39 protein-coding genes are annotated in these 23,439 nt (G+C 51.0%); 1 reads left to right on the forward strand and 38 read right to left on the reverse strand.

Annotation, left to right across the window (positions count from 1 at the left end; genetic code table 11):
• Positions 1 to 17 precede the first annotated feature (17 nt).
• The 27 genes from rpsD to rpsJ all read right to left on the reverse strand — a co-directional run bounded on the left by rpsD (position 18) and on the right by rpsJ (position 14,024).
• Positions 18 to 638 (reverse strand): 30S ribosomal protein S4, encoded by a 621-nt coding sequence (rpsD, locus tag AC6I8J_RS16685; RefSeq protein WP_008927131.1) that lies wholly within the window; start codon positions 636 to 638, stop codon positions 18 to 20.
• A gap of 33 nt (positions 639 to 671) precedes the next feature.
• The gene (gene rpsK / locus AC6I8J_RS16690; protein WP_004160563.1) at positions 672 to 1,061 is read right to left on the reverse strand and encodes a 30S ribosomal protein S11; all 390 of its coding nucleotides are present in this window, start codon (positions 1,059 to 1,061) and stop codon (positions 672 to 674) included.
• A 16-nt stretch (positions 1,062 to 1,077) separates the two neighbouring features.
• Entirely contained in the window at positions 1,078 to 1,434 is a 357-nt protein-coding gene (gene rpsM / locus AC6I8J_RS16695; RefSeq protein WP_003850176.1) for a 30S ribosomal protein S13, read from the reverse strand.
• A gap of 146 nt (positions 1,435 to 1,580) precedes the next feature.
• A complete protein-coding gene (gene rpmJ / locus AC6I8J_RS16700) occupies positions 1,581 to 1,697 on the reverse strand; it encodes a 50S ribosomal protein L36 (RefSeq protein WP_010252805.1) in 117 nt (38 codons plus the stop codon).
• A gap of 32 nt (positions 1,698 to 1,729) precedes the next feature.
• Positions 1,730 to 3,061 (reverse strand): preprotein translocase subunit SecY, encoded by a 1,332-nt coding sequence (secY, locus tag AC6I8J_RS16705; protein ID WP_003850175.1) that lies wholly within the window; start codon positions 3,059 to 3,061, stop codon positions 1,730 to 1,732.
• Positions 3,062 to 3,068: 7 nt separating this feature from the next.
• A complete protein-coding gene (gene rplO / locus AC6I8J_RS16710) occupies positions 3,069 to 3,503 on the reverse strand; it encodes a 50S ribosomal protein L15 (RefSeq protein WP_003850168.1) in 435 nt (144 codons plus the stop codon).
• Between the two features lie 3 nt (positions 3,504 to 3,506).
• A complete protein-coding gene (gene rpmD / locus AC6I8J_RS16715; RefSeq protein ID WP_003850166.1) occupies positions 3,507 to 3,686 on the reverse strand; it encodes a 50S ribosomal protein L30 in 180 nt (59 codons plus the stop codon).
• A gap of 5 nt (positions 3,687 to 3,691) precedes the next feature.
• A complete protein-coding gene (gene rpsE / locus AC6I8J_RS16720; RefSeq protein ID WP_003850164.1) occupies positions 3,692 to 4,192 on the reverse strand; it encodes a 30S ribosomal protein S5 in 501 nt (166 codons plus the stop codon).
• A 14-nt stretch (positions 4,193 to 4,206) separates the two neighbouring features.
• Positions 4,207 to 4,560 (reverse strand): 50S ribosomal protein L18, encoded by a 354-nt coding sequence (gene rplR / locus AC6I8J_RS16725; protein ID WP_003850163.1) that lies wholly within the window; start codon positions 4,558 to 4,560, stop codon positions 4,207 to 4,209.
• A gap of 9 nt (positions 4,561 to 4,569) precedes the next feature.
• Entirely contained in the window at positions 4,570 to 5,103 is a 534-nt protein-coding gene (rplF, locus tag AC6I8J_RS16730) for a 50S ribosomal protein L6 (protein ID WP_013359237.1), read from the reverse strand.
• Positions 5,104 to 5,116: 13 nt separating this feature from the next.
• Entirely contained in the window at positions 5,117 to 5,509 is a 393-nt protein-coding gene (gene rpsH / locus AC6I8J_RS16735; protein ID WP_003850158.1) for a 30S ribosomal protein S8, read from the reverse strand.
• Positions 5,510 to 5,541: 32 nt separating this feature from the next.
• Positions 5,542 to 5,847, reverse strand: a complete 306-nt coding sequence (gene rpsN, locus AC6I8J_RS16740) for a 30S ribosomal protein S14 (RefSeq protein WP_008927132.1) — start codon at positions 5,845 to 5,847, stop codon at positions 5,542 to 5,544.
• A 14-nt stretch (positions 5,848 to 5,861) separates the two neighbouring features.
• Positions 5,862 to 6,401 carry a 50S ribosomal protein L5 gene (rplE, locus tag AC6I8J_RS16745; protein WP_003850155.1) on the reverse strand — a complete coding sequence of 180 codons (540 nt, stop codon included), beginning with the start codon at positions 6,399 to 6,401 and terminating at the stop codon, positions 5,862 to 5,864.
• A gap of 14 nt (positions 6,402 to 6,415) precedes the next feature.
• Positions 6,416 to 6,730 (reverse strand): 50S ribosomal protein L24, encoded by a 315-nt coding sequence (rplX, locus tag AC6I8J_RS16750; protein WP_003850150.1) that lies wholly within the window; start codon positions 6,728 to 6,730, stop codon positions 6,416 to 6,418.
• 10 nt (positions 6,731 to 6,740) lie between these two features.
• Positions 6,741 to 7,112, reverse strand: a complete 372-nt coding sequence (gene rplN / locus AC6I8J_RS16755; RefSeq protein WP_006120590.1) for a 50S ribosomal protein L14 — start codon at positions 7,110 to 7,112, stop codon at positions 6,741 to 6,743.
• A 248-nt stretch (positions 7,113 to 7,360) separates the two neighbouring features.
• Complete coding sequence (locus tag AC6I8J_RS16760; RefSeq protein ID WP_253420216.1) at positions 7,361 to 8,713, reverse strand: 8-oxoguanine deaminase; 1,353 nt, start codon at positions 8,711 to 8,713, stop codon at positions 7,361 to 7,363.
• A gap of 358 nt (positions 8,714 to 9,071) precedes the next feature.
• A complete protein-coding gene (gene rpsQ / locus AC6I8J_RS16765; protein WP_003850147.1) occupies positions 9,072 to 9,326 on the reverse strand; it encodes a 30S ribosomal protein S17 in 255 nt (84 codons plus the stop codon).
• Positions 9,326 to 9,517, reverse strand: coding sequence for a 50S ribosomal protein L29 (gene rpmC / locus AC6I8J_RS16770; protein ID WP_003850146.1), 192 nt, complete (start codon positions 9,515 to 9,517; stop codon positions 9,326 to 9,328). The genes rpsQ and rpmC overlap by 1 nt, the downstream gene beginning before the upstream one ends.
• On the reverse strand, positions 9,517 to 9,927 hold the full coding sequence (gene rplP / locus AC6I8J_RS16775; RefSeq protein ID WP_008927134.1) for a 50S ribosomal protein L16: 411 nt from the start codon (positions 9,925 to 9,927) through the stop codon (positions 9,517 to 9,519). The genes rpmC and rplP overlap by 1 nt, the downstream gene beginning before the upstream one ends.
• A 12-nt stretch (positions 9,928 to 9,939) precedes the next feature.
• Entirely contained in the window at positions 9,940 to 10,638 is a 699-nt protein-coding gene (rpsC, locus tag AC6I8J_RS16780) for a 30S ribosomal protein S3 (protein WP_008927135.1), read from the reverse strand.
• Positions 10,639 to 10,655: 17 nt separating this feature from the next.
• Positions 10,656 to 10,988: a 50S ribosomal protein L22 gene (rplV, locus tag AC6I8J_RS16785; protein ID WP_008927136.1), complete on the reverse strand. Its 333-nt coding sequence runs from the start codon at positions 10,986 to 10,988 to the stop codon at positions 10,656 to 10,658.
• Between the two features lie 13 nt (positions 10,989 to 11,001).
• On the reverse strand, positions 11,002 to 11,280 hold the full coding sequence (gene rpsS, locus AC6I8J_RS16790) for a 30S ribosomal protein S19 (protein WP_001138115.1): 279 nt from the start codon (positions 11,278 to 11,280) through the stop codon (positions 11,002 to 11,004).
• Positions 11,281 to 11,296: 16 nt separating this feature from the next.
• Entirely contained in the window at positions 11,297 to 12,118 is an 822-nt protein-coding gene (gene rplB / locus AC6I8J_RS16795; protein WP_008927137.1) for a 50S ribosomal protein L2, read from the reverse strand.
• A 17-nt stretch (positions 12,119 to 12,135) separates the two neighbouring features.
• Entirely contained in the window at positions 12,136 to 12,438 is a 303-nt protein-coding gene (rplW, locus tag AC6I8J_RS16800; RefSeq protein ID WP_003850708.1) for a 50S ribosomal protein L23, read from the reverse strand.
• Positions 12,435 to 13,040 carry a 50S ribosomal protein L4 gene (gene rplD / locus AC6I8J_RS16805; protein WP_003850711.1) on the reverse strand — a complete coding sequence of 202 codons (606 nt, stop codon included), beginning with the start codon at positions 13,038 to 13,040 and terminating at the stop codon, positions 12,435 to 12,437. Before rplD ends, rplW begins: the two co-directional genes overlap by 4 nt.
• Before the next feature lie 10 nt (positions 13,041 to 13,050).
• Positions 13,051 to 13,680: a 50S ribosomal protein L3 gene (gene rplC / locus AC6I8J_RS16810; RefSeq protein WP_003850712.1), complete on the reverse strand. Its 630-nt coding sequence runs from the start codon at positions 13,678 to 13,680 to the stop codon at positions 13,051 to 13,053.
• A 32-nt stretch (positions 13,681 to 13,712) separates the two neighbouring features.
• Positions 13,713 to 14,024 carry a 30S ribosomal protein S10 gene (rpsJ, locus tag AC6I8J_RS16815; protein WP_001181005.1) on the reverse strand — a complete coding sequence of 104 codons (312 nt, stop codon included), beginning with the start codon at positions 14,022 to 14,024 and terminating at the stop codon, positions 13,713 to 13,715.
• Between the two features lie 393 nt (positions 14,025 to 14,417).
• Between rpsJ and AC6I8J_RS16820 the strand changes: the two genes are divergently transcribed.
• Positions 14,418 to 15,185, forward strand: coding sequence for a prepilin peptidase (locus tag AC6I8J_RS16820; protein ID WP_222924924.1), 768 nt, complete (start codon positions 14,418 to 14,420; stop codon positions 15,183 to 15,185).
• Here AC6I8J_RS16820 and bfr read toward each other — a convergent pair.
• From bfr to fkpA, 11 genes are all read right to left on the reverse strand, one after another.
• Positions 15,172 to 15,645 (reverse strand): bacterioferritin, encoded by a 474-nt coding sequence (gene bfr, locus AC6I8J_RS16825; protein ID WP_013359241.1) that lies wholly within the window; start codon positions 15,643 to 15,645, stop codon positions 15,172 to 15,174. The two genes, AC6I8J_RS16820 and bfr, sit on opposite strands and share 14 nt — an antisense overlap.
• Before the next feature lie 100 nt (positions 15,646 to 15,745).
• Positions 15,746 to 15,940: a bacterioferritin-associated ferredoxin gene (gene bfd, locus AC6I8J_RS16830; protein WP_033784140.1), complete on the reverse strand. Its 195-nt coding sequence runs from the start codon at positions 15,938 to 15,940 to the stop codon at positions 15,746 to 15,748.
• Positions 15,941 to 16,110: 170 nt separating this feature from the next.
• A complete protein-coding gene (gene tuf, locus AC6I8J_RS16835) occupies positions 16,111 to 17,295 on the reverse strand; it encodes an elongation factor Tu (protein WP_105099977.1) in 1,185 nt (394 codons plus the stop codon).
• 68 nt (positions 17,296 to 17,363) lie between these two features.
• Positions 17,364 to 19,478 (reverse strand): elongation factor G, encoded by a 2,115-nt coding sequence (gene fusA / locus AC6I8J_RS16840; protein ID WP_033734130.1) that lies wholly within the window; start codon positions 19,476 to 19,478, stop codon positions 17,364 to 17,366.
• A 90-nt stretch (positions 19,479 to 19,568) separates the two neighbouring features.
• On the reverse strand, positions 19,569 to 20,039 hold the full coding sequence (gene rpsG / locus AC6I8J_RS16845; protein ID WP_009087603.1) for a 30S ribosomal protein S7: 471 nt from the start codon (positions 20,037 to 20,039) through the stop codon (positions 19,569 to 19,571).
• 96 nt (positions 20,040 to 20,135) lie between these two features.
• Entirely contained in the window at positions 20,136 to 20,510 is a 375-nt protein-coding gene (gene rpsL / locus AC6I8J_RS16850; RefSeq protein WP_003852912.1) for a 30S ribosomal protein S12, read from the reverse strand.
• Between the two features lie 124 nt (positions 20,511 to 20,634).
• Positions 20,635 to 20,922: a sulfurtransferase complex subunit TusB gene (gene tusB / locus AC6I8J_RS16855; RefSeq protein WP_161733620.1), complete on the reverse strand. Its 288-nt coding sequence runs from the start codon at positions 20,920 to 20,922 to the stop codon at positions 20,635 to 20,637.
• 9 nt (positions 20,923 to 20,931) lie between these two features.
• A complete protein-coding gene (gene tusC, locus AC6I8J_RS16860) occupies positions 20,932 to 21,291 on the reverse strand; it encodes a sulfurtransferase complex subunit TusC (protein ID WP_161733622.1) in 360 nt (119 codons plus the stop codon).
• Positions 21,291 to 21,677: a sulfurtransferase complex subunit TusD gene (gene tusD, locus AC6I8J_RS16865; RefSeq protein WP_161733624.1), complete on the reverse strand. Its 387-nt coding sequence runs from the start codon at positions 21,675 to 21,677 to the stop codon at positions 21,291 to 21,293. The genes tusC and tusD overlap by 1 nt, the downstream gene beginning before the upstream one ends.
• Complete coding sequence (locus AC6I8J_RS16870) at positions 21,677 to 22,399, reverse strand: helix-turn-helix transcriptional regulator (RefSeq protein WP_013359249.1); 723 nt, start codon at positions 22,397 to 22,399, stop codon at positions 21,677 to 21,679. The genes tusD and AC6I8J_RS16870 overlap by 1 nt, the downstream gene beginning before the upstream one ends.
• A 166-nt stretch (positions 22,400 to 22,565) precedes the next feature.
• Entirely contained in the window at positions 22,566 to 23,411 is an 846-nt protein-coding gene (gene fkpA, locus AC6I8J_RS16875; protein ID WP_253420218.1) for an FKBP-type peptidyl-prolyl cis-trans isomerase, read from the reverse strand.
• Positions 23,412 to 23,439 lie beyond the last annotated feature (28 nt).

The raw sequence follows: 23,439 nt of genomic DNA on the forward strand, positions 1-23,439 counted from the left end.
CTCTTTGGTACTAAGCTTTACTTGGAGTAAAGCTCGACGATCAGGTGTTCGTTAATGTCCGCAGACAGATCAGTACGTTCAGGAATACGCTTGAACACACCTTCCATCTTAGTCGCATCAACTTCCAGCCAGGTTGGCTTTTCACGCTGCTCAGCCAGCTCCAGAGCGGCCTTCACGCGAGATTGCTTTTTGGCTTTCTCACGGATGCTAACGACATCATTCGGAGATACCTGATAAGAAGCGATGTTAACAACGCGGCCATTTACCAGAACAGACTTATGGCTTACCAGCTGACGTGCTTCCGCACGAGTGGCACCAAAGCCCATACGATAAACTACGTTGTCCAGACGACCTTCCAGCAGAGCCAACAGGTTTTCACCGGTGTTGCCTTTCAGACGAGCTGCTTCTTTATAATAGTTACGGAACTGACGCTCCAGCACGCCGTAGATACGACGAACTTTCTGCTTTTCACGTAACTGACCGCCGTAATCAGACAGACGCGGTTTACGCGCACCATGCTGACCAGGGGCTTGTTCAATCTTACACTTGGAATCAATCGCGCGAACGCCAGACTTAAGGAATAAGTCAGTGCCCTCACGACGGCTCAGCTTGAGCTTAGGACCCAAATATCTTGCCATTTTCTTTCTCCAACTATCCTAAAAAAACGGGCGTTATACGCGACGTTTTTTCGGCGGACGACAACCGTTATGAGGGATCGGAGTCACATCAGTAATATTAGTGATGCGGAAACCAGCGGCGTTCAAAGCACGAATCGTAGATTCGCGACCTGGACCCGGACCCTTTACCATAACTTCCAGGTTCTTAATTCCGTAATCTTTTACCGCTTCTGCACAGCGCTCTGCAGCGACCTGAGCAGCAAACGGAGTGGATTTACGTGAACCGCGGAAACCGGAACCACCGGCGGTTGCCCAACCCAGTGCGTTACCCTGACGATCAGTAATGGTAACGATGGTGTTGTTAAAAGAAGCATGGACATGAGCCACGCCATCTGAGACTTGTTTTCTTACACGCTTGCGTGCACGAACTGGTGCCTTTGCCATTATTTACTCACCCCGATTATTTCTTGATCGGTTTACGCGGACCCTTACGGGTACGTGCGTTGGTCTTAGTACGCTGACCGCGAACCGGAAGACCACGACGATGGCGCAAACCACGGTAGCAACCAAGGTCCATAAGACGCTTGATGCTCAGGGTGATTTCACGGCGCAGATCACCTTCTACAACGAATTTCGCAACTGCATCACGCAGCTGATCAATTTGTTCTTCAGACAGCTCACTGATCTTAACATTTTCAGCAATACCCGTAGAAGCGCAGATGGCTTTTGAACGGGTTTTACCAATACCGAAGATCGAAGTTAATGCGATAACGGTATGTTTTTGATCAGGAATGTTAATGCCTGCTATACGGGCCACTATGCACTCCTATAATTAAACAAGCACGTCCCATGCTGAAAAGCCCGTTTTCAGGATACTCAAATGGAAACGTACTGACATACAAAAGATTGGCTGGCTAATCTAGCCAGCTCAACCCGACTTTGCAAGAAAAATATGTGACAAAATCAGCCTTGGCGCTGTTTATGCTTTGGCTCGGCGCTGCAGATCACACGTACGACACCGTCGCGACGAATGATTTTGCAGTTACGACATAATCTCTTGACGGAAGCACGAACTTTCATTTTTACTCTCCGTAACTTCTCAACCAACTGAATTAACGGCCGTAGCCTTTCAGGTTAGCTTTCTTCAGTGCCGACTCATACTGACTAGACATCATCAGAGTTTGCACTTGAGCCATAAAGTCCATGATGACGACAACTACGATGAGCAGTGAAGTACCGCCAAAGTAGAAGGGAACCTTCATCGCATCACGCATGAACTCCGGGATAAGGCAGATAAAAGTAATATACAGCGCGCCGATTAAGGTCAGTCGCGTCATCACTTTATCAATATACTTCGCCGTTTGCTCTCCCGGACGAATTCCCGGTACGAATGCACCAGACTTCTTCAGGTTATCTGCTGTTTCACGTGGGTTGAAAACCAACGCCGTATAGAAGAAACAGAAGAAGATGATTGCAGTCGCATAGAGTAGCACATAAAGCGGCTGTCCTGGCTGCAAATACAGCGAAATTGTTGTCAGCCAGTTCCAACCGGTACCGCCCCCAAACCACGATGCAATCGTTGCCGGGAACAGAATAATGCTGGAAGCAAAGATGGCTGGAATAACACCCGCCATATTCACTTTCAACGGTAAATGTGTGCTCTGTGCAGCGTAAACGCGACGACCCTGCTGACGTTTTGCGTAGTTCACCACAATGCGGCGCTGACCACGTTCAACGAAGATAACAAAGAAGGTCACTGCGAATACGAGTACTGCAACCAACAGCAACAGAAGGAAGTGCAGGTCGCCTTGCCGCGCTTGCTCGATGGTATGGCCAATGGCCGGCGGAAGACCCGCAACAATACCTGCGAAGATAATGATCGAAATACCGTTACCGATACCACGCTCAGTAATCTGTTCGCCCAGCCACATCAGGAACATTGTTCCTGAGACCAGACTCACAACAGCGGTAAAGTAGAAAGCAAAGCCTGGATTCATGACCAGGCCTTGCATCCCTGGCATATTCGGCAGACCGGTAGCAATACCGATCGACTGAAATATGGCCAATACCAACGTACCGTATCGGGTGTACTGGCTAATCTTACGACGGCCAGCCTCACCTTCTTTCTTAATTTCCGCTAACGCTGGATGAACCACCGTTAATAACTGAATGATAATTGATGCCGAAATATACGGCATGATACCCAGTGCGAAAATAGAAGCACGGCTGAGAGCACCACCAGAGAACATGTTAAACATTTCAATGATGGTGCCACGCTGTTGCTCAAGCAGTTTGGCAAGTACAGTGGCATCAATACCAGGGATTGGAATAAAAGAGCCAATACGGAAGACAATGAGTGCGCCGATTACAAACAGCAGTCTGCGTTTCAGCTCACCAAAGCCACCTTTGGCACTTTGAAAATCTAATCCCGGTTGTTTAGCCATCTGCTACTTATTCCTCGATTTTACCGCCAGCAGCTTCGATTGCAGCACGAGCACCTTTGGTGACACGCAGGCCGCGAACCGTTACCGGTGTAGATACTTCACCAGACAGAATTACTTTAACGAATTCAATCTGAACACCGACAATGTTGGCTGCTTTCAGCGCGTTCAGGTCGACGATACCGCCTTCAACTTTCGCCAGATCAGACAGACGAATCTCTGTGGTGATCATTGCTTTGCGAGAGGTGAAACCGAACTTCGGCAGACGACGGTACAGAGGCATCTGACCACCTTCGAAACCGCGACGTACGCCACCGCCAGAACGTGAGTTCTGACCTTTGTGACCACGACCACCGGTTTTTCCGAGGCCAGAACCGATACCACGACCCAGACGCTTGGTAGCGTGCTTAGACCCTTCGGCCGGAGACAGAGTATTTAAACGCATCTCTTACTCCTCCACTTTAACCATATAGGAAACCGCGTTAACCATACCGCGTACTGCAGGCGTGTCTTCACGCTCAACGGTGTGGCCAATACGACGCAGACCCAGGCCAACCAGAGTGGCTTTATGCTTAGGCAAGCGGCCGATTGAACTACGGGTTTGAGTGATTTTAATAGTCTTAGCCATCGTGATTACCCCAGAATTTCTTCAACGGATTTACCACGCTTAGCAGCGACCATTTCCGGAGATTTCATATTGCCCAGGCCGTCGATAGTTGCACGAACCACGTTAATCGGGTTAGTAGAACCATAGGCTTTTGCCAGTACGTTATGAACTCCAGCGACTTCCAGAACGGCGCGCATTGCACCACCGGCGATGATACCGGTACCTTCTGAAGCCGGCTGCATGAACACGCGGGAACCCGTGTGTGCACCTTTAACAGGGTGCTGCAGGGTGCCGTTGGTCAGCGCGACGTTAACCATGTTGCGACGGGCTTTCTCCATCGCTTTCTGGATCGCTGCTGGAACTTCACGCGCTTTACCGTAACCAAAACCTACGCGACCATTACCATCGCCTACCACAGTCAGTGCTGTGAAGGAGAAGATACGACCACCTTTAACAGTTTTAGAAACACGGTTTACCGCGATCAGTTTTTCCTGCAGTTCGCCAGCTTGTTTCTCGATGTGTGCCATCTTAGACCTCTACCTTAGAACTGAAGGCCAGCTTCACGGGCAGCATCTGCCAGTGCCTGGACGCGACCATGATATTGGAAACCGGAACGGTCGAAAGAAACACCAGTGATGCCTTTTTCGATTGCGCGTTCTGCGATAGCTTTACCTACTGCAGCTGCGGCTTCTTTATTACCGGTATACTTCAGTTGTTCAGTGATAGCTTTTTCTACAGTAGAAGCAGCGACCAGAACTTCGGAACCATTCGGGGCGATTACCTGTGCGTAAATATGACGCGGGGTACGATGTACCACCAGGCGAGTAGCACCCAGCTCTTTGAGCTTGCGACGTGCACGGGTCGCACGACGGATACGAGCAGATTTCTTATCCATAGTGTTACCTTACTTCTTCTTAGCCTCTTTGGTACGCACGACTTCGTCGGCGTAACGGACACCCTTGCCTTTATAAGGCTCAGGACGACGGTAGGCGCGCAGGTCCGCAGCAACCTGACCAATCAGCTGTTTATCAGCGCCTTTCAGCACGATCTCAGTCTGAGTTGGACATTCTGCAGTGATACCCGCGGGCAGCTGGTGATCGACTGGATGAGAAAAGCCCAGAGACAGGTTTACCACGTCGCCTTTAACGGCTGCACGATAACCTACACCAACCAGCTGCAGCTTCTTAGTGAAGCCTTCGGTAACACCGATAACCATTGCGTTCAGCAGCGCGCGAGAAGTACCCGCCTGCGCCCAGCCGTCAACGAAACCTTCGCGCGGAGCGAAAGTCAGAGCGTTGTCAGCATGCTTAACTTCAACAGCATCATTGATAGTACGAGTCAGCTCGCCGTTTTTACCTTTAATCGAAATTACCTGACCGTCGAGTTTTACCTCTACGCCGGCAGGAACAACGACAGGTGCTTTAGCAACACGAGACATATGTATCCTCCGATTACGCTACGTAGCAGATAATTTCGCCACCAAGACCTGCCTGGCGCGCTGCACGATCAGTCATGACACCTTTAGATGTAGAAACTACAGCGATGCCCATACCAGCCATTACCTTTGGCAGCTCATCTTTTTTCTTATAGATGCGCAGGCCAGGACGGCTTACTCGCTGAATGCTTTCTACAACAGCTTTGCCCTGGAAATACTTGAGAGTAAGTTCCAGTTCCAGCTTGATGTCGCCTTCGATTTTGAAATCTTCAATATATCCTTCTTCCTTCAGAACGTTGGCAATTGCCAATTTCAGCTTGGAGGAAGGCATGGTGACCGCAACTTTGTTCGCGGCCTGACCGTTACGGATACGGGTCAGCATATCCGCGATCGGATCTTGCATGCTCATCTGTGTTACTCCCGTGATTCAATTGGTGACAATTACCAGCTAGCCTTTTTCAGACCCGGAATTTCACCGCGCATGGCGGCTTCGCGGACCTTGATACGGCTCAACCCAAACTTCCGCAGGAAACCGTGCGGACGACCTGTTTGACGGCAGCGGTTACGCTGACGTGAAGGGCTGGAATCACGCGGCAGACTCTGCAGCTTCAGAACAGCATCCCAACGGTCTTCGTCGGAAGCGTTCACATCAGAGATGATCGCTTTCAGTTCAGCGCGTTTAGCGAAGAATTTGTCTGCTAATTTTGCACGCTTAACTTCGCGTGCTTTCATAGATTGCTTAGCCATTAAGTAACCCTACCTTACTTACGGAACGGGAAGTCAAAGGCAGCCAGCAGAGCACGGCCTTCATCATCAGATTTCGCAGTAGTGGTAATGGTGATATCCAAACCACGAACGCGATCGACTTTGTCGTAGTCGATTTCTGGGAAGATGATCTGCTCACGTACACCCATGCTGTAGTTGCCACGACCATCGAATGACTTAGCGGACAAGCCACGGAAGTCACGGATACGTGGAACTGCAATGGTGACCAGACGCTCAAAGAACTCCCACATGCGCTCGCCACGCAGAGTTACTTTACAGCCGATCGGATAGCCCTGACGGATTTTGAAGCCTGCAACTGATTTGCGTGCTTTGGTGACCAGCGGTTTTTGACCGGAGATTGCTGCCAGGTCTGCTGCTGCATTATCCAGCAGTTTCTTGTCAGCGATCGCTTCACCAACACCCATGTTCAGGGTGATCTTCTCGACCCGAGGGACTTGCATGACAGAATTGTAGCCAAACTCTGTCATGAGTTTCTGGACTACTTCGTCTTTGTAGTAATCATGCAGTTTCGCCATCGTACTACTCCAAATTACTTGATAGTTTCGCTGTTAGACTTGAAGAAACGGACTTTTTTGCCGTCTTCGAATCTAAAGCCTACACGGTCAGCCTTACCAGTTGCCGCGTTGAACAGTGCAACGTTAGAAACCTGAATAGCAGCTTCTTTTTCAACGATGCCACCTGGTTGGTTCAGAGCCGGAACCGGCTTCTGATGTTTCTTAACCAGGTTGATACCTTCAACGATGACCTTACCAGAAGACAGGACATTCTTAACTTTACCGCGCTTACCTTTATCTTTACCGGTTAACACGATAACTTCGTCGTTACGACGGATTTTAGCTGCCATTGTTCGCTCCTTAGAGTACTTCTGGTGCCAGAGAGATAATTTTCATGAACTTTTCAGTACGAAGTTCACGAGTTACCGGCCCAAAAATACGCGTACCGATAGGCTGCTCACTGTTATTGTTCAGAATAACGCATGCATTACCATCGAAGCGAATGACAGAACCGTCCGGGCGACGAACACCCTTCCTGGTGCGCACCACTACCGCCTTCAGGACATCACCTTTTTTGACTTTACCACGAGGAATTGCTTCCTTGATGGTAACTTTGATGATGTCACCGACGCCTGCGTAGCGACGGTGCGAGCCACCCAGAACCTTGATACACATTACGCGACGTGCACCGGAGTTGTCGGCGACGTTCAGCATAGTCTGTTCTTGGATCATTTTAGTGCTCCGCTAATGTCAACTACTACTTCGGGACCTAAACCTCAGGTCGTTAGAAAGCCCCATAATTGAGGGCGCGGCATTGTAACACCGGTTCTCACAGATGGGTAGAAAAAATAAACGGCTCTCAATCGAGCCGCTGATTTTCCCTGATGACAGGGAGGGCGTATTCTAGGGAATAGTGCGAACAGTAGCAAATGTAATCTGCCTTATTTTTCGTCGCCTCCCTAATAAAGTGCCCTTATGACTCAACTAACCAGTTTTCTGGCCAGTTGGTTATGCTGATGCAGCACGGCTGGCAGTTCAATTCCGGCCAGTTGTCCGTTTCGCACCCTGACTTTTCCGTTGATGATGCTGTAAGCGACCTGCCCCGGATTACAGAACACCAGGGCGGCGACAGGATCGTGCCCCGCCCCGGCAAGACCAATGCGATTCAAATCAAAGATGGCCAGATCAGCCATCATGCCCGGCGCAATGGCGCCCACGTCATCGCGATTCAGCACTTTTGCTCCACCCAGCGTCGCCAGCTCCAGAGCCTGACGAGCCGTCATCGCATCCGGGCCGAAACCCACGCGTTGTAACAGCATTGCCTGACGTACCTCCGCTATCATGTCTGAGCTGTCATTGGAGGCTGACCCATCTACGCCCATACCGACATGGACACCGGCATCGCACATGTGGCGTATTGGTGCAATGCCCGAACCGAGCCGCATGTTTGAACAGGGACAGTGTGCGACGCCGGTTCCGGTGCGTGCAAAGAGCTCCATACCATACTGATCCAGTTTAACGCAGTGTGCATGCCAGACATCCGGCCCTACCCAGCCGAGGTCTTCAACGTACTGTGCTGGCGTCATGTGGAACTTTTCGCGGCTATATCGGATATCGTTGTCGTTCTCCGCCAGATGAGTATGCATCGAGACGTTGAAGCTGCGTGCCAGTGCAGCGGATTGTTTCATCAGTTCACGACTGACTGAGAACGGTGAACATGGGGCCACCACGATGCGTAACATCGAGCCGTGGCTGTCATCGTGATAGCGTTCAATCACACGCTGCGTATCCTTGAGGATGGCGGCTTCATTCTCAACCAGCGAATCGGGCGGCAGGCCTCCGAGGGATTTGCCCACACTCATGCTGCCCCGGCTGGCATGGAAACGCATGCCCATCAGTGCTGCAGCCTCAATGCTGTCGTCAAGCTTACAGCCGTTAGGGTAGACATAGAGATGGTCACTGGTGGTGGTGCAACCGGAGAGCATTAACTCAGCCATCGAAATCTGCGTTGAGATATGAATCATCTCAGGCGTCAGGTTCTGCCACAGTGGGTAGAGGTGGGTCAACCAGTTGAACAGTTCGCCGTTTTGTACCGCAGGAATAGCCCGGGTCAGGCTCTGATACATGTGATGATGCGTATTGATCAGCCCGGGGATAACAATGTGTCCCTGAAGGTCAATCATTTCATCCGCGCTATCAGGTAACGATCCTGCTTCCCCGACCGCAACGATTTGGTTCCCTTTAATCAGAATACTGGCGTTACGTATTTCCCGACGCTCGGCATCCATGCAGACCACGCATTCAGCGTTCTTTAGTAATAACGTTCGTTCCATGCTATTGCCTGTGGGTTGTGGGTGTGTACTACCCGATAATAGCGGCAGGCTTTTGGCAGAGCTAATAGCTGGTAACGCAGCTAACAGTGGTAATTTTAACAGTGACCGGCGTAAGCGATCATGATTCTCCATTTCCACGGCACATTTCCTTGTACAGTTATGATAACTCCGGCCTCAACAGACTGGAGCTTTCAGGTCACATCGCCTGAAGAGTCGCAGCTTAATCCTCGCCATTCCCTAAATTTGTGAGCGCCATCAAATCTGCTCTGCCGCAGGCACAAATGGATCAAGTCAGAATAAAAGGTAAAAAAAAACCCCCTGCCGAAGCAGAGGGTTTCCTCAGAAAAAACAATTCTTATTACAGAACCGCTTTCTCGATTACGCGAACCAGGGTCCAGGATTTAGTCTTGGACAGTGGACGGCATTCGCGGATTTCTACCACGTCACCAATTCCACATTCATTGTTCTCGTCATGGATGTGCAGCTTGGTCGTACGTTTGATGAATTTGCCGTAGATCGGGTGTTTCACGAAACGTTCGATAGCGACAACTGCAGATTTCTGCATTTTGTCACTTACTACACGACCCTGCAGAGTACGGATTTTATCGGTCATTACGAACCCGCCTTCTCAGTCAGTAAAGTCTTAACGCGTGCAACATCACGGCGAACCTGTTTCAGCAGATGAGTCTGCTGCAGTTGGCCAGATGCTGCCTGCATGCGCAGGTTAAATTGCTCACGCAGCAGATTAAGCAGCTCAGTGTTCAGCTCTTCAACGCTTTTTTCACGCAGCTCAGTTGCTTTCATTACATCACCGTCTTAGTTACAAAGGTGGTTTTGATAGGCAGTTTTGCTGCTGCCAGCTTGAATGCTTCACGGGCCAGCTCTTCTGGTACGCCGTCCATTTCATACAGGACTTTACCAGGCTGGATCAGGGCAACCCAATACTCTACGTTACCCTTACCTTTACCCATACGCACTTCCAGCGGCTTCTCGGTGATCGGTTTGTCCGGGAATACTCGGATCCAGATCTTACCTTGACGCTTAACTGCACGGGTCATAGCACGACGTGCTGCTTCGATCTGACGAGCAGTCAGACGACCACGGCCAACAGCTTTCAGACCGAAAGTACCGAAGCTGACATCCGTACCCGCAGCCAGACCGCGGTTACGGCCTTTGTGCACCTTACGGAATTTCGTACGCTTTGGTTGTAACATCAGCGACTCTCCTTACTTACGGCCTTTACGCTGCTGCTTTTTAGGTTGAGCAGCCGGTTCCGGTTGTTCAACAGCAGCCATACCACCCAGGATCTCACCTTTGAAGATCCATACCTTAACGCCGATTACACCATAAGTGGTGTGCGCTTCAGAGGTGTTGTAGTCAATGTCAGCACGCAGTGTGTGCAATGGCACGCGACCTTCACGATACCATTCGGTACGTGCGATCTCAGCGCCACCCAGACGGCCGCTAACTTCAACTTTAATACCCTTCGCGCCAAGACGCATGGCGTTCTGAACTGCACGCTTCATAGCACGACGGAACATCACACGACGCTCCAGCTGTGAAGTAATGCTGTCAGCTACCAGTTTCGCGTCCAGTTCCGGTTTGCGGACTTCGGCGATATTGATCTGTGCAGGAACGCCAGCGATTTTCGCGACGACCGTGCGCAGTTTTTCTACATCTTCGCCTTTCTTACCGATAACGATGCCCGGACGAGCGGTGTGAATAGTCACACGGATGCTCTTCGCTGGACGCTCGATAACGATACGAGAGACAGATGCTTTAGCCAGTTCTTTAGTCAGGAACTGACGTACTTTAAAATCGCTGTCCAGGTTGTCAGCGAATTCGTTGGTGTTCGCAAACCAGGTAGAGTTCCATGGTTTTACAATACCCAGGCGAATACCATTAGGATGTACTTTCTGACCCATTGCTAGTCTCCAGAGTCTCAGCGATCGGACACAACCACAGTAATGTGGCTGGTGCGCTTCAGGATGCGATCTGCACGACCTTTGGCACGCGGCATAATGCGTTTCATGGTCGGACCTTCATCAACGAAAATTTTCGTGATTTTCAGATCGTCGATATCAGCGCCATCGTTGTGTTCGGCGTTAGCAATGGCAGATTCCAGAACTTTTTTGACCAGTACAGCCGCTTTCTTGTTGGTGTAGGTCAAAATGTCCAGTGCCTGCGACACTTTCTTACCGCGAATCAGGTCAGCAACAAGGCGAACCTTCTGAGCAGAAGAACGAGCGTGGCGATGTTGAGCTAAAGTTTCCATCTCTTCCTCCTACTTATTTCTTCTTGGCTTTTTTATCAGCCGCGTGACCGCGATAAGTACGTGTCGGCGCGAATTCACCCAGTTTGTGACCAACCATTTCGTCGGAAACAAAGACAGGAACGTGCTGACGACCATTATGGACAGCGATGGTCAAACCGATCATGTTAGGAAAGATCGTTGAACGACGGGACCAAGTGCGCAAAGGCTTCTTGTCACCGCTTTCCACCGCTTTCTCTACCTTCTTCAGCAAGTGCAGGTCAATAAAAGGACCTTTCTTGAGAGAACGTGGCATGGCTTATCCTCTAATATTATTTGCTACGGCGACGTACGATAAATTTATCAGTACGCTTGTTGCTACGGGTCTTCTTACCTTTGGTCTGAACGCCCCACGGAGTTACCGGGTGCTTACCAAAGTTACGACCTTCACCACCACCGTGCGGGTGATCAACTGGGTTCATCGCGGTACCACGAACGGTCGGACGAACACCACGCCAACGGGCTGCACCAGCTTTACCCAGAACGCGCAGCATATGCTCAGCGTTGCCGACTTCGCCCAGTGTTGCGCGGCAGTCAGACTCGACTTTACGCATTTCACCTGAACGCAGACGCAGGGTAACGTAAGAACCTTCACGCGCAACGATCTGCACGTAAGCACCAGCTGAGCGAGCAATCTGACCGCCTTTGCCTGGTTTCATTTCTACGTTATGCACGGTTGAACCCACCGGGATGTTACGCATCGGCAGAGTGTTACCTGCTTTGATCGCAGCATCAACGCCAGATTGGATCTGGTCGCCGGCTTTCAGGCCTTTAGGGGCCAGGATGTAACGGCGCTCGCCGTCTTTGTACAGAACCAGTGCGATGTTCGCAGAGCGGTTCGGATCGTACTCAAGACGTTCAACAACTGCCGGGATACCATCTTTGTTGCGTTTGAAGTCAACAATACGGTAAGCCTGCTTGTGACCACCACCGATATGACGGGTAGTGATACGACCATTGTTGTTACGGCCACCGGATTTGCTGTTTTTTTCTACCAGCGGGGCAAATGGTTTGCCCTTGTGCAGCTCCGCGTTTACCACTTTAACTACATGGCGACGACCCGGAGATGTCGGTTTACATTTAACAACTGCCATTGTCTTTCTCCTCCGACTTACTCAGCGCCGCCAGCGAAGTCCAGATTCTGGCCTTCTTTCAGGGTGACGTAAGCTTTTTTCCAGTCGCTACGACGACCGATACGCTGTCCTTGACGCTTAACTTTGCCCTTAACTACCAGGGTGTTTACGTCTTTAACTTCTACTTCGAACAGTTTCTCAACAGCAGCAACGATCTCTGCTTTGGTCGCGTCATTAGCAACTTTGAGAACGATGGTATTGGTTTTTTCCATCGCGCTAGATGCTTTTTCAGATACGTGCGGCGCGCGCAGTACTTTCAGCAGACGTTCTTCACGGATCATGCCAGCATCTCCTCAACTTGCTTAACTGCATCAGCAGTCATAACGACTTTGTCGAAGGCGATCAGGCTAACTGGATCGATACCGGATGCATCACGCACGTCAACCTTGTACAGGTTACGCGCAGCCAGGAACAGATTCTCATCCAGTTCACCGGTGATGATCAGCACGTCTTCCAGAGCCATGTCTTTCAGTTTCTGTACCAGCAGCTTGGTTTTCGGTGCTTCTACAGCAAATGATTCGACAACGATCAGACGATCTTGACGTACCAGTTCGGACAGGATGCTTTTCAGCGCGCCGCGGTACATCTTTTTGTTAACTTTTTGACTGTGGTCCTGCGGCTTCGCAGCAAAGGTCACGCCACCTGAACGCCAGATTGGGCTCTTTACAGAACCTGCACGCGCACGGCCGGTGCCTTTTTGACGCCATGGCTTTTTGCCTGAACCGGTTACTTCGGCGCGAGTTTTCTGCGCACGAGTACCCTGGCGGGCGCCAGATGCGTAAGCAACAACAACCTGGTGAACCAGCGCTTCGTTGAAATCACGACCGAAGGTAGTTTCGGAAACAGTCAGCGCGCTCTGCGCGTCTTTCAATACTAATTCCATTGCTATCCCCTTACGCCTTCACAGCTGGTTTAACGATCAGGTCGCTACCGGTAGCACCGGGAACTGCACCTTTAACCAGCAGCAGGTTGCGCTCAGCGTCAACACGTACTACGTCCAGACTCTGAACGGTTACGCGCTCATTACCCAGCTGACCTGCCATTTTCTTGCCTTTGAACACTTTGCCCGGAGTCTGGTTCTGACCGATAGAACCCGGAACGCGGTGAGACAAGGAGTTACCGTGAGTAGCGTCCTGGGTACGGAAGTTCCAGCGCTTAACGGTACCGGCGAAACCTTTACCTTTAGAGGTACCGGTTACGTCAACTTTCTTAACTTCAGCGAAAATCTCAACGCTGATGCTCTGACCTACAGAATACTCTTCACCTTCAGCGGTGCGGAATTCCCACAGGCCACGGCCAGCTTCAACGCCAGCTTTAGCAAAATGACCAGCTTCAGGTTTGGTCACACGGTTTGCTTTTTTAGCACCGGTGGTAACCTGAATTGCCTGGTAACCGTCGTTTTCCAGGCCTTTGACCTGAGTAACGCGGTTCGCTTCAACTTCGATTACGGTGACGGGGATAGAAACGCCATCTTCAGTGAAGATGCGGGTCATGCCCACTTTTTTACCGACTAAACCAATCATTGTTTCAACCTCTCAATCGCTCGATGACCTGATTAACCCAGGCTGATCTGCACGTCAACACCGGCAGCCAGATCCAGACGCATCAGAGCATCAACCGTTTTTTCAGTTGGCTCAACGATGTCTACCAGACGCTTGTGAGTGCGGATTTCGTACTGATCACGCGCATCTTTGTTAACGTGCGGAGAGATCAGAACAGTAAAACGCTCTTTGCGGGTTGGCAGCGGGATTGGACCACGAACCTGCGCACCAGTGCGCTTGGCGGTCTCAACGATTTCCGCGGTTGATTGATCGATCAGACGATGATCAAACGCTTTAAGACGGATACGGATTCTTTGGTTCTGCATGAGACCAGAGCTCCAAACTTTTTATAGACGAAAAAAATTACTACTCGAACCCATTACGATTGATGGGAGAGTGTAATCGTTCAGCATATAACTCCCCAATTGGGAGTATTGTCAGGCGGCCTATATTTCAGCCGTCTGCGATTCTGCTCGAATCGCGCCTGCAATATCTGCAGGCCCGCGCATTATACGTAAATCTGTTCAGGAAGCAACCCGTGTTGCGGTTTTCCCTGTTAAATAGTGGCCGGTTCTTGCGGCACGCGTCGCGTCGCAGTGCTGCAGAGCGGTTAAGTCACAAATTTTTTTGTGAGCACTTTTCCGCCGTTATTTATCCATAGGTGACACAGAATGAGAAGCCGATGAAAGTGCTTTTAACTTCTCATCCGGAGCAACATCATGTCACTGATTACTCAATTCGTAGCACTTGCTGGCGGAGGCGCACTGGGAAGCTTTCTTTCGCTGGCCTGGGTACGCTTCTCACCCGCCCTCTCACCCGCTCAGTGGTTTATCGCACTCTGCTTTCCCGGTTCACGGTGTGATTGTTGTCAGCAACGCCTGCTATGGCGTGATGCGCTGCCACTGATTAGCTGGCCACGGTTAAGAGGTTGGTGCCGCTTCTGTCATCATCCGTTCGGTGCGGAAAGCTTTATCAGTGAATGGCTAGTTGCAATGCTTTGCCTGCTGGTACTGAATAGTTTTGACAGGGCTGCAGACGCTACTTTTGTTATCACTGCCTCCAGCCTGCTGCTACTGATAGCGGTTATTGACCGTCAGCACTTCTGTATACCTGACCCGCTCAGCTATCTGCTGCTCTGGCTGGGGTTACTACATGCAGCCATCTTTGGGACAGAGAGTGCGGCGATATGGGGTGCCTTGTCGGGCTACTGTACATTGTGGCTGCTCGCCTGGAGTTATCGGCAGGTTCGGGGGCATGAAGGATTAGGTTATGGTGATATGAAGCTTTTCGCGGCATTGGGCGCATGTTGTGGATGGCAGGCGCTACCCTGGATTGCACTGGGTGCCACTTTTCTGGCGCTGACGGCAATCGTGATGCTGAAACTACGCGGTTTAATTCAGGTGAACAGCCCGCTGCCGTTTGGCCCTTTCCTGGCCATTGCGGGCTGGGTAATGATCGTGTTGCAGACCCGATTCACTCTTCTTTGATTTGAGCCTGCAGATAGTTCTGGATACCCATCTTCTGGATTAGCTCAAGTTCCGTTTCAATCCAGTCGATGTGATGCTCTTCATCAGCCAGGATTTCAATCATCATGTCACGACTGACATAGTCATGTACCTTGTCAGCATAGGAAATGGCCTCACGCAGATCTTTAGCGCCTTCCAGCTCCAGATTCAGGTCTGAACTTAGCATCTCCTCAACGTCTTCGCCGATACGCAGACGTCCCAGATCCTGAAGATTTGGAATTCCCTCAAGAAAGAGAATGCGTTCAATGTACTTGTCCGCATGCTTCATCTCGTCGATCGATTCGTGGTACTCCACATCGTTGAGGCGCGTTAGCCCCCAGTTTTTAAACATGCGTGCATGCAGAAAATACTGATTGATGGCAACCAGTTCATTTCCAAGCAGTTTATTGAGATGACTGATAACTTTGATATCGCCCTTCATTGTTAACCCTCCGCGTCTGATTTATTAGAGCGTAGATGTGGTTAAAAAGAAGTCAAAAAAACGCGACAGATATTGTGGGTATTCACACATCCAGGGTCAGTCAGGCTATCTCTTTATAGAGCGGGGCATGCTGCATCTCTTCATCCATAATCTCGCGCGCAGCACGAACGCATTTGCCACACTGTTTGCCTACCGGTACAAACTGGCGCAGTTGCTGAATAGATTTGGGCTGATAGCGACGCACAACTTCACGAAGGGTTTTATCACTGATGGCATTACACAGGCAGACGTACATTGATTCATCACTCGGGTACATTTTCTGTACACAGTGTAAATGCGAATCGTTTTTATTTCAAACCCACGCTTTACAGGGTTATGTCGATTTCTGAGCAAAAAAAAGAGCACCGAAGTGCTCTTTTTACTGTGTTGCAGTGGCCGTTTGCACGACCACAGCAGATAGCACAATTAAGCGATAACTTTAGCAACAACACCCGCGCCAACGGTACGGCCACCTTCGCGGATTGCGAAGCGCAGACCTTCGTCCATCGCGATTGGGTGGATCAGGGTAACAACCATTTTGATGTTGTCGCCTGGCATGACCATTTCAACGCCTTCTGGCAGCTCTACTGAGCCGGTTACGTCAGTTGTACGGAAGTAGAACTGTGGACGATAGCCTTTGAAGAACGGAGTATGGCGACCACCTTCGTCTTTAGACAGAACGTAAACTTCTGACTCGAACTGGGTGTGTGGCTTGATTGAGCCTGGCTTAGCCAGAACCTGACCACGCTGGATGTCTTCACGCTTGATACCGCGCAGCAGAACACCACAGTTTTCGCCTGCCTGACCCTGGTCCAGCAGCTTACGGAACATCTCAACACCGGTACAGGTTGATTTCGCAGTATCTTTGATACCTACGATTTCAACTTCGTCGCCGACTTTAACGATGCCGCGCTCAACACGACCGGTAACAACAGTACCACGGCCAGAGATTGAGAAGACGTCTTCGATTGGCAGCAGGAACGGCATGTCGATCGCACGCTGTGGTTCTGGGATGTAGTTGTCCAGATGCTCAGCCAGTTCGATGATTTTCGCTTCCCACTCAGCTTCGCCTTCCAGCGCTTTCAGCGCAGAACCACGAACGATTGGGGTGTCGTCGCCTGGGAAGTCATATGCTGACAGCAGGTCACGAACTTCCATCTCTACCAGTTCCAGCAGCTCTTCATCATCAACCATGTCACATTTGTTCAGGAACACGATGATGTAAGGAACGCCAACCTGACGACCCAGCAGGATGTGCTCACGGGTCTGTGGCATCGGGCCATCAGTCGCAGCAACAACCAGGATCGCGCCGTCCATCTGCGCAGCACCGGTGATCATGTTTTTCACATAGTCGGCGTGGCCTGGGCAGTCAACGTGTGCGTAGTGACGAGTCGGGGTTTCATACTCAACGTGTGAAGTGTTGATGGTGATACCACGAGCTTTCTCTTCTGGTGCGTTATCGATCTGATCGAATGCACGAGCCTGGCCGCCGTAAGTTTTAGACAGTACGGTGGTAATAGCTGCAGTCAGGGTGGTTTTACCGTGGTCGACGTGACCGATGGTGCCCACGTTTACGTGCAGTTTGTTACGCTGAAATTGCTCTTTCGCCATGGCGATAATTCCTTACGTTGTGCCTTCACCATCTGGGTGAAGGCATCAGTTCAAATTTAAACCGTAGCTTATTTGCTACGAGCTTCAATAACGGCCTGCGCTACGTTGTTCGGCGCATCGTCATACTTCAGGAACTCCATGGAGTAAGAAGCACGACCTTTGGTCAGAGAACGCAGCTGAGTTGCGTATCCGAACATCTCAGACAACGGAACTTCAGCGTGAATCTGAACGCCAGTAGCGTTAGATTCCTGCCCTTTGAGCATACCACGACGACGACTAAGGTCACCGATGACATCGCCCGTGTTCTCTTCTGGCGTTTCAACTTCAACCTTCATGATAGGCTCAAGCAGAACAGGTGTCGCTTGTTTAAAGCCTTGTTTGAAGGCAATAGACGCGGCCAGTTTAAACGCCAGCTCTGAGGAGTCGACATCATGGTAAGAACCGAAGTGCAGACGCACGCCCAGATCCACCACCGGATAACCCGCCAGAGGGCCTGATTTCAGCTGCTCCTGGATACCTTTGTCAACCGCAGGGATGTATTCACCAGGAATCACACCACCTTTGATGTCGTTGACAAATTCATAGCCTTTCGGATTCGAACCTGGCTCCAGTGGGTACATGTCGATAACAACATGACCGTACTGACCACGACCACCAGACTGCTTGGCGTGTTTACCTTCAACATCGGTAACTTTGTTACGAATCGCTTCACGGTAAGCAACCTGTGGTTTACCCACGTTTGCTTCAACGTTGAACTCACGCTTCATGCGGTCAACGATGATGTCGAGGTGCAATTCACCCATACCGGCGATGATGGTCTGGTTAGATTCTTCATCAGTCCATACACGGAATGATGGGTCTTCTTTCGCCAGACGGCCCAGAGCCAGACCCATTTTTTCCTGGTCAGCTTTGGTTTTTGGTTCAACGGCGATAGAGATTACCGGCTCCGGGAATTCCATGCGCTCAAGGATGATGACGTTCTCTGGGTCACACAGGGTGTCACCAGTGGTCACATCTTTCAGGCCGATTGCAGCTGCGATATCACCCGCACGGACTTCTTTGATCTCTTCACGCTTGTTAGCGTGCATCTGAACGATACGGCCCAAACGCTCACGGTTTGACTTAACCGGGTTGAACACGGTGTCACCCGTATTAACAACACCAGAGTAAACGCGGAAGAAGGTCAGGTTACCTACAAACGGGTCAGTAGCGATTTTGAACGCCAGTGCAGCAAACGGCTCGTTGTCGTCTGAGTGACGAACAGCCGGCGTGTCTTTACCGTCGTCCAGCATACCGTTGATCGCGGTTACGTCAGTCGGTGCTGGCAGATATTCAACAACTGCATCCAGCATCGCCTGAACACCTTTGTTCTTAAATGCAGAACCACAGGTTACCAGGATGATTTCGTTGTTCAGAACACGCTTACGCAGAGAGGTTTTGATCTCTTCTTCAGTCAGTTCTTCACCACCGAAGAATTTCTCCATCAGCTCATCAGAGCCTTCAGCAGCGGCTTCAACCAGCTTTGCACGCCATTCTTCAGCCAGTTCCTGCATATCAGCTGGGATATCTTCGTAAACGAAGGTCACACCCTGATCTTCGTCGTTCCAGTTGATTGCTTTCATTTTCACCAGGTCAACAACACCGGTGAATTTCTCTTCTGCGCCAATAGCCAGCTGCAGAGGAACTGGAGTTGCGCCCAGACGAACTTCCATCTGGTTAACAACTTTCAGGAAGTTAGCACCCATGCGGTCCATTTTGTTAACGAACGCAATGCGTGGAACTTTATATTTGTTAGCCTGACGCCATACGGTCTCAGACTGTGGCTGAACGCCACCAACTGCACAGTAAACCATTACCGCGCCATCAAGCACACGCATAGAACGTTCAACTTCGATGGTGAAGTCAACGTGTCCTGGGGTGTCGATGATGTTGATGTGGTGTGGTTCAAACTGCTTGGCCATACCAGACCAGTAACAGGTGGTCGCAGCGGAAGTGATGGTAATACCACGTTCCTGTTCCTGCTCCATCCAGTCCATGGTTGCTGCGCCGTCATGTACTTCACCGATTTTGTGGTTTACACCGGTGTAGAACAGAACGCGTTCGGTAGTGGTAGTCTTACCGGCGTCGATGTGCGCACTGATACCGATGTTACGGTAGCGAGCAATGGGTGTTTTACGAGCCATTTGATTCCTCGGTTTTTCGGACGTTCAAAATTAGTCAACCCCAGCGGGTTGGCCCTCTGGGCGCCCGCTGGTTTAACAACTACGCGACTGTTACCAGCGGTAGTGTGCGAACGCCTTGTTGGCTTCAGCCATACGGTGAACGTCTTCACGTTTCTTAACTGCAGTACCTTTGTTCTCTGCAGCATCAGAAAGTTCGTTCGCCAGGCGAAGAGCCATTGATTTATCACCGCGTTTACGAGCAGCATCTACGATCCAGCGCATTGCCAGGGCATTACGACGAACCGGACGGACTTCAACTGGTACCTGATAAGTAGAACCACCAACGCGACGTGACTTAACTTCGACAGTCGGACGCACGTTTTCCAGCGCTACTTCAAAGGCTTCCAGGGAGTTTTTACCTGAACGCTGAGCCAGGGTCTCAAGCGCGGTATAAACGATTGATTCTGCAGTAGATTTTTTACCATCTACCATCAGGATATTTACAAATTTGGCCAGCAGCTCTGATCCGAACTTAGGATCTGGCAGAATTTTACGCTGACCAATGACGCGACGACGTGGCATGGAAATACTCCGTTGTTAATTCAGGATTGTCCAAAACTCTATGAGTTTATTATGACATTTAATTTAAAACGTTTGGCCTTACTTAACGGAGAACCATTAAGCCTTTGGCTTCTTCACGCCGTACTTGGAGCGAGCCTGCTTACGGTCTTTAACACCTGAGCAGTCCAGCGCGCCACGAACGGTGTGGTAACGCACACCTGGCAGGTCTTTTACACGACCGCCACGGATCAGGATCACGGAGTGTTCCTGCAGGTTATGACCTTCACCGCCGATGTAGGAGGTAACTTCAAAACCGTTGGTCAAACGCACACGGCAGACTTTACGCAGTGCGGAGTTTGGTTTCTTAGGAGTGGTGGTGTACACACGAGTACAAACGCCACGTTTTTGCGGGCAAGCTTCCAGCGCCGGCACGTTGCTCTTTGCAACTTTGCGGACGCGTGGTTTGCGAACCAGCTGGTTAACTGTTGCCATTAAATAGCTCCTGGATTTGCTTTTGCTTCGTAAACACGTAATAAATCGCCTCGTAGAATTACGAGGAGGCAGAATTTTAGGGCTGAGTCAAAGGGGTGTCAAGAAATAACCAGGTTTTAGCCGATTACCAGACCATTTGTTGCTGATGCCTGATCGTTAGCGTGACAAAGCCAGTATAGTCTATTGACTGCACACTGGTCGAAATTTGTCCAGCAAGACCGCGAGCCTGAACATCTTCATCCAGCACCCACAGCGTGGCTTCACATTCTGACAGCCGCATCAGTGCGCGACTGCCCGCTAAGGCAGCCAGCACGCCATCCTGCAGCAGCAGCAGGTCATCACCCTCACCCGCGATTAAAAGCAGGGTTTCGAGGTCACAGTATGCGGGTGAATGCATTAAGGTGTGCAGCATTAACGTCTCTTAAAAAGTCAGAATGCGATCGTAGCTGGCCAGCGTCTGCCGCAGCTCCGGCGCGTCCAGTAGCGTAACATCCAGCAACCGGTCAGCGTCAACCGCTAATCCACGCGCTATCAGCGATGCCCGGCAGAGATAGCACTGTTCAATGTCATACAGCGTCAGCACGCCAAAGGTCGCGGCATAGTGACGACTCTTAATCGCCTCAGGCTGCTGGTGCAGATTGAGCTGCAGCACGCCATCACCAATAAAAAACAGGCCGATATCTTCACTGAGTGCACCCGTAGCCAGCGCGGCATCCAGCCCTTCGCGCCCTGCACTGCTGCCATGCGGCGCCTGGGTAAAGACAAATGCGACACGATTCATCAGAACTGCACCACGCGTTCACAGCTTAGCGCCGCTTCCGCCAGCGCACCCAGGCCACTCAGCGTAAAGCCTGGCTGCAGGTTACTGCCCGCCAGCTGGAGTCGGGCCGCTTCCTGCTGATCGCTGACGCCACGCCGCAGCGCAGCCGCTACACAGATGTTCAGTGCCACACCCTGCTCCTGATGTAATGCCTGCCACGCGCGCACCAGATCAAACTCATCACTGGCCGGTGCGGTCAGCTGATTAGCGTTCAACACGCCTTCGCGATAAAAGAAAACGCTGTCAAGCTGATGACCTGCCGTCAGCAGTGCACGGGCAAACAGATATGCACTGGTCGCCTGTTGCGTACCGTAAGCCGGGCCGGTGACCAGCAGGGTATAGCGCATTACCGATCCTGTCCCTGAAAGTCGCCATTTTTAAACTGGCGGATGTAGAGATAAACGGTGTGCTTCGAAATGTTCAGCCGATCGGCCACCTGGTTGATGGCATCTTTGATATCGAAGATTCCCTTCTCATACAGGTTGAGCACAATCTGGCGATTCTTGGCATTGTTCGACACATTGCGATCAGCGCTGACTTCTTCAATGGTGAACTCCAGTGTCTGCATCACCAGATCATCGACCGAACTGGCAAAGTTGACGTTGGAGTCAACCTGCTGCATCTCGGGCGGCATAAAGGTCGACATGATCTGTGAGAACGGCACATCAAGATTCATGTTGATGCAAAGCAGGCCAATAACCCGTTGCTGACGGTTGCGAATCGCAATGGTGACTGACTTCATCAGCACGCCGCTTTTGGCACGCGTGAAATAGGCACGTGACACGTTGCTGTCCGCGCCATGCATATCATGCAGCATACGCAGGGCCAGGTCGGTAATCGGCGAACCGACTTTACGACCCGTGTGCTCACCATTGGCGATACGCACGGCCGAACACTTCAGATCTTCCAGCGAATGCAGGACGATTTCACAATGCGAGCCGATCAACATCGCCAGGCCATCCACGACAGCCTCGTACGATTTCAGAATATCGTAATCAGTTTCTTCGAACGGGCGCTGCTCCAGAAGATCGAAGTCGCTCAGTTCACCCGGATTGAATGGATTAGACATTGAAGAGTATCACCCTGAATGGCTGGAGCCTGTCACAGCGGCTTATGGGCAGACTCAATATTGGGATAATTAGGCAGGCATTAGTCTGGCAAATGTCGTCGGCTTATGCCAGAGGTTTGTCGTGAAGCTAAAATGAAACCGCCGCCCTGAGGCGGCGGTCAGCAGATTACTGCGCTTTTTCTGCAGCAGCAGGCGCAGGGGCCTGTGCTTTTTCATCTGCTTTAGGCGCGGGTTTGATATCAAGCAGTTCAACATCAAAGATCAGAGTGGAGTTAGCCGGAATGCCCGGAACGCCATTTTTGCCATAAGCCAGATTCGGTGGGATCACCAGCTTGATCTTGCCGCCTTTCTTCACGTGCTTCAGACCTTCAGTCCAGCCTGGGATAACACCGTCCAGACGGAACGAGAGTGGCTCGCCACGGGTATAAGAGTTGTCGAATTCATTACCGTCGATCAGCGTACCTTTGTAGTTCACCACGACAGTGTCGCTGTCTTTAGGTGCGTCGCCGGTACCCTCTTTCTCAACTTTATACAACAGGCCGCTTTCGGTTTTCTTCACGCCGCTCTCTTTAGCAAATTTGGTCGCGAAAGCGTCGCCCTTTTCGGCGTTCTCTTTCGCATCTTTTTCCATTTTCGCTGAGGCTGCGCCTTTCACGCGGCCTTCAAAGGATTGCAGCGTCTGCTCAATCTCTTCGTCAGACAGTTTGCTCTTGCCACCAAACGCATCCTGAACACCCGCAATAAGCTGCTGCTTATCCAGTTTGATGCCCAGTTTTTCCTGTTCCTTCAGGGAGTTGTCCATGTAGCGACCCAGTGAAGCACCCAGTGCGTAGGCAGACTGCTGGTCTTCATCTTTGAAAGCAGCATTCTTAGGTGCCTGAGGCGCGGACTGTGGCGCGGCAGCTGGTGCAGCCTGTGGCGCCGCAGCGGTGTCTGCTGCCATTGCCATTGATGCATTCAGCGCAACAGCCATGGTGGTAGCTAACAATGTGACTTTAAACAGTGATTTCATCCATTCTCCAAAACCGAAGCGTCTAACC

It is taken from the genome of Pantoea sp. X-Soil-ISGK-355 (assembly GCF_059730805.1).

Bases quoted from the DNA above. Each gene is read 5' to 3' on its own strand.
- rpsD (WP_008927131.1), bottom strand. From the start codon at position 638: ATGGCAAGATATTTGGGTCCTAAGCTCAAGCTGAGCCGTCGTGAGGGC.
- rpsK (WP_004160563.1), bottom strand. From the start codon at position 1,061: ATGGCAAAGGCACCAGTTCGTGCACGCAAGCGTGTAAGAAAACAAGTC.
- rpmJ (WP_010252805.1), bottom strand. From the start codon at position 1,697: ATGAAAGTTCGTGCTTCCGTCAAGAGATTATGTCGTAACTGCAAAATC.
- secY (WP_003850175.1), bottom strand. From the start codon at position 3,061: ATGGCTAAACAACCGGGATTAGATTTTCAAAGTGCCAAAGGTGGCTTT.
- rplO (WP_003850168.1), bottom strand. From the start codon at position 3,503: ATGCGTTTAAATACTCTGTCTCCGGCCGAAGGGTCTAAGCACGCTACC.
- rpmD (WP_003850166.1), bottom strand. From the start codon at position 3,686: ATGGCTAAGACTATTAAAATCACTCAAACCCGTAGTTCAATCGGCCGC.
- rpsE (WP_003850164.1), bottom strand. From the start codon at position 4,192: ATGGCACACATCGAGAAACAAGCTGGCGAACTGCAGGAAAAACTGATC.
- rplR (WP_003850163.1), bottom strand. From the start codon at position 4,560: ATGGATAAGAAATCTGCTCGTATCCGTCGTGCGACCCGTGCACGTCGC.
- rplF (WP_013359237.1), bottom strand. From the start codon at position 5,103: ATGTCTCGTGTTGCTAAAGCACCTGTCGTTGTTCCTGCCGGCGTAGAG.
- rpsH (WP_003850158.1), bottom strand. From the start codon at position 5,509: ATGAGCATGCAAGATCCGATCGCGGATATGCTGACCCGTATCCGTAAC.
- rpsN (WP_008927132.1), bottom strand. From the start codon at position 5,847: ATGGCTAAGCAATCTATGAAAGCACGCGAAGTTAAGCGTGCAAAATTA.
- rplE (WP_003850155.1), bottom strand. From the start codon at position 6,401: ATGGCGAAACTGCATGATTACTACAAAGACGAAGTAGTCCAGAAACTC.
- rplX (WP_003850150.1), bottom strand. From the start codon at position 6,730: ATGGCAGCTAAAATCCGTCGTAACGACGAAGTTATCGTGTTAACCGGT.
- rplN (WP_006120590.1), bottom strand. From the start codon at position 7,112: ATGATCCAAGAACAGACTATGCTGAACGTCGCCGACAACTCCGGTGCA.
- AC6I8J_RS16760 (WP_253420216.1), bottom strand. From the start codon at position 8,713: ATGGAACGAACGTTATTACTAAAGAACGCTGAATGCGTGGTCTGCATG.
- rpsQ (WP_003850147.1), bottom strand. From the start codon at position 9,326: ATGACCGATAAAATCCGTACTCTGCAGGGTCGTGTAGTAAGTGACAAA.
- rpmC (WP_003850146.1), bottom strand. From the start codon at position 9,517: ATGAAAGCAACTGAGCTGCGTGAAAAAAGCGTTGAAGAGCTGAACACT.
- rplP (WP_008927134.1), bottom strand. From the start codon at position 9,927: ATGTTACAACCAAAGCGTACGAAATTCCGTAAGGTGCACAAAGGCCGT.
- rpsC (WP_008927135.1), bottom strand. From the start codon at position 10,638: ATGGGTCAGAAAGTACATCCTAATGGTATTCGCCTGGGTATTGTAAAA.
- rplV (WP_008927136.1), bottom strand. From the start codon at position 10,988: ATGGAAACTTTAGCTCAACATCGCCACGCTCGTTCTTCTGCTCAGAAG.
- rpsS (WP_001138115.1), bottom strand. From the start codon at position 11,280: ATGCCACGTTCTCTCAAGAAAGGTCCTTTTATTGACCTGCACTTGCTG.
- rplB (WP_008927137.1), bottom strand. From the start codon at position 12,118: ATGGCAGTTGTTAAATGTAAACCGACATCTCCGGGTCGTCGCCATGTA.
- rplW (WP_003850708.1), bottom strand. From the start codon at position 12,438: ATGATCCGTGAAGAACGTCTGCTGAAAGTACTGCGCGCGCCGCACGTA.
- rplD (WP_003850711.1), bottom strand. From the start codon at position 13,040: ATGGAATTAGTATTGAAAGACGCGCAGAGCGCGCTGACTGTTTCCGAA.
- rplC (WP_003850712.1), bottom strand. From the start codon at position 13,680: ATGATTGGTTTAGTCGGTAAAAAAGTGGGCATGACCCGCATCTTCACT.
- rpsJ (WP_001181005.1), bottom strand. From the start codon at position 14,024: ATGCAGAACCAAAGAATCCGTATCCGTCTTAAAGCGTTTGATCATCGT.
- AC6I8J_RS16820 (WP_222924924.1), top strand. From the start codon at position 14,418: ATGTCACTGATTACTCAATTCGTAGCACTTGCTGGCGGAGGCGCACTG.
- bfr (WP_013359241.1), bottom strand. From the start codon at position 15,645: ATGAAGGGCGATATCAAAGTTATCAGTCATCTCAATAAACTGCTTGGA.
- bfd (WP_033784140.1), bottom strand. From the start codon at position 15,940: ATGTACGTCTGCCTGTGTAATGCCATCAGTGATAAAACCCTTCGTGAA.
- tuf (WP_105099977.1), bottom strand. From the start codon at position 17,295: ATGGCGAAAGAGCAATTTCAGCGTAACAAACTGCACGTAAACGTGGGC.
- fusA (WP_033734130.1), bottom strand. From the start codon at position 19,478: ATGGCTCGTAAAACACCCATTGCTCGCTACCGTAACATCGGTATCAGT.
- rpsG (WP_009087603.1), bottom strand. From the start codon at position 20,039: ATGCCACGTCGTCGCGTCATTGGTCAGCGTAAAATTCTGCCAGATCCT.
- rpsL (WP_003852912.1), bottom strand. From the start codon at position 20,510: ATGGCAACAGTTAACCAGCTGGTTCGCAAACCACGCGTCCGCAAAGTT.
- tusB (WP_161733620.1), bottom strand. From the start codon at position 20,922: ATGCTGCACACCTTAATGCATTCACCCGCATACTGTGACCTCGAAACC.
- tusC (WP_161733622.1), bottom strand. From the start codon at position 21,291: ATGAATCGTGTCGCATTTGTCTTTACCCAGGCGCCGCATGGCAGCAGT.
- tusD (WP_161733624.1), bottom strand. From the start codon at position 21,677: ATGCGCTATACCCTGCTGGTCACCGGCCCGGCTTACGGTACGCAACAG.
- AC6I8J_RS16870 (WP_013359249.1), bottom strand. From the start codon at position 22,399: ATGTCTAATCCATTCAATCCGGGTGAACTGAGCGACTTCGATCTTCTG.
- fkpA (WP_253420218.1), bottom strand. From the start codon at position 23,411: ATGAAATCACTGTTTAAAGTCACATTGTTAGCTACCACCATGGCTGTT.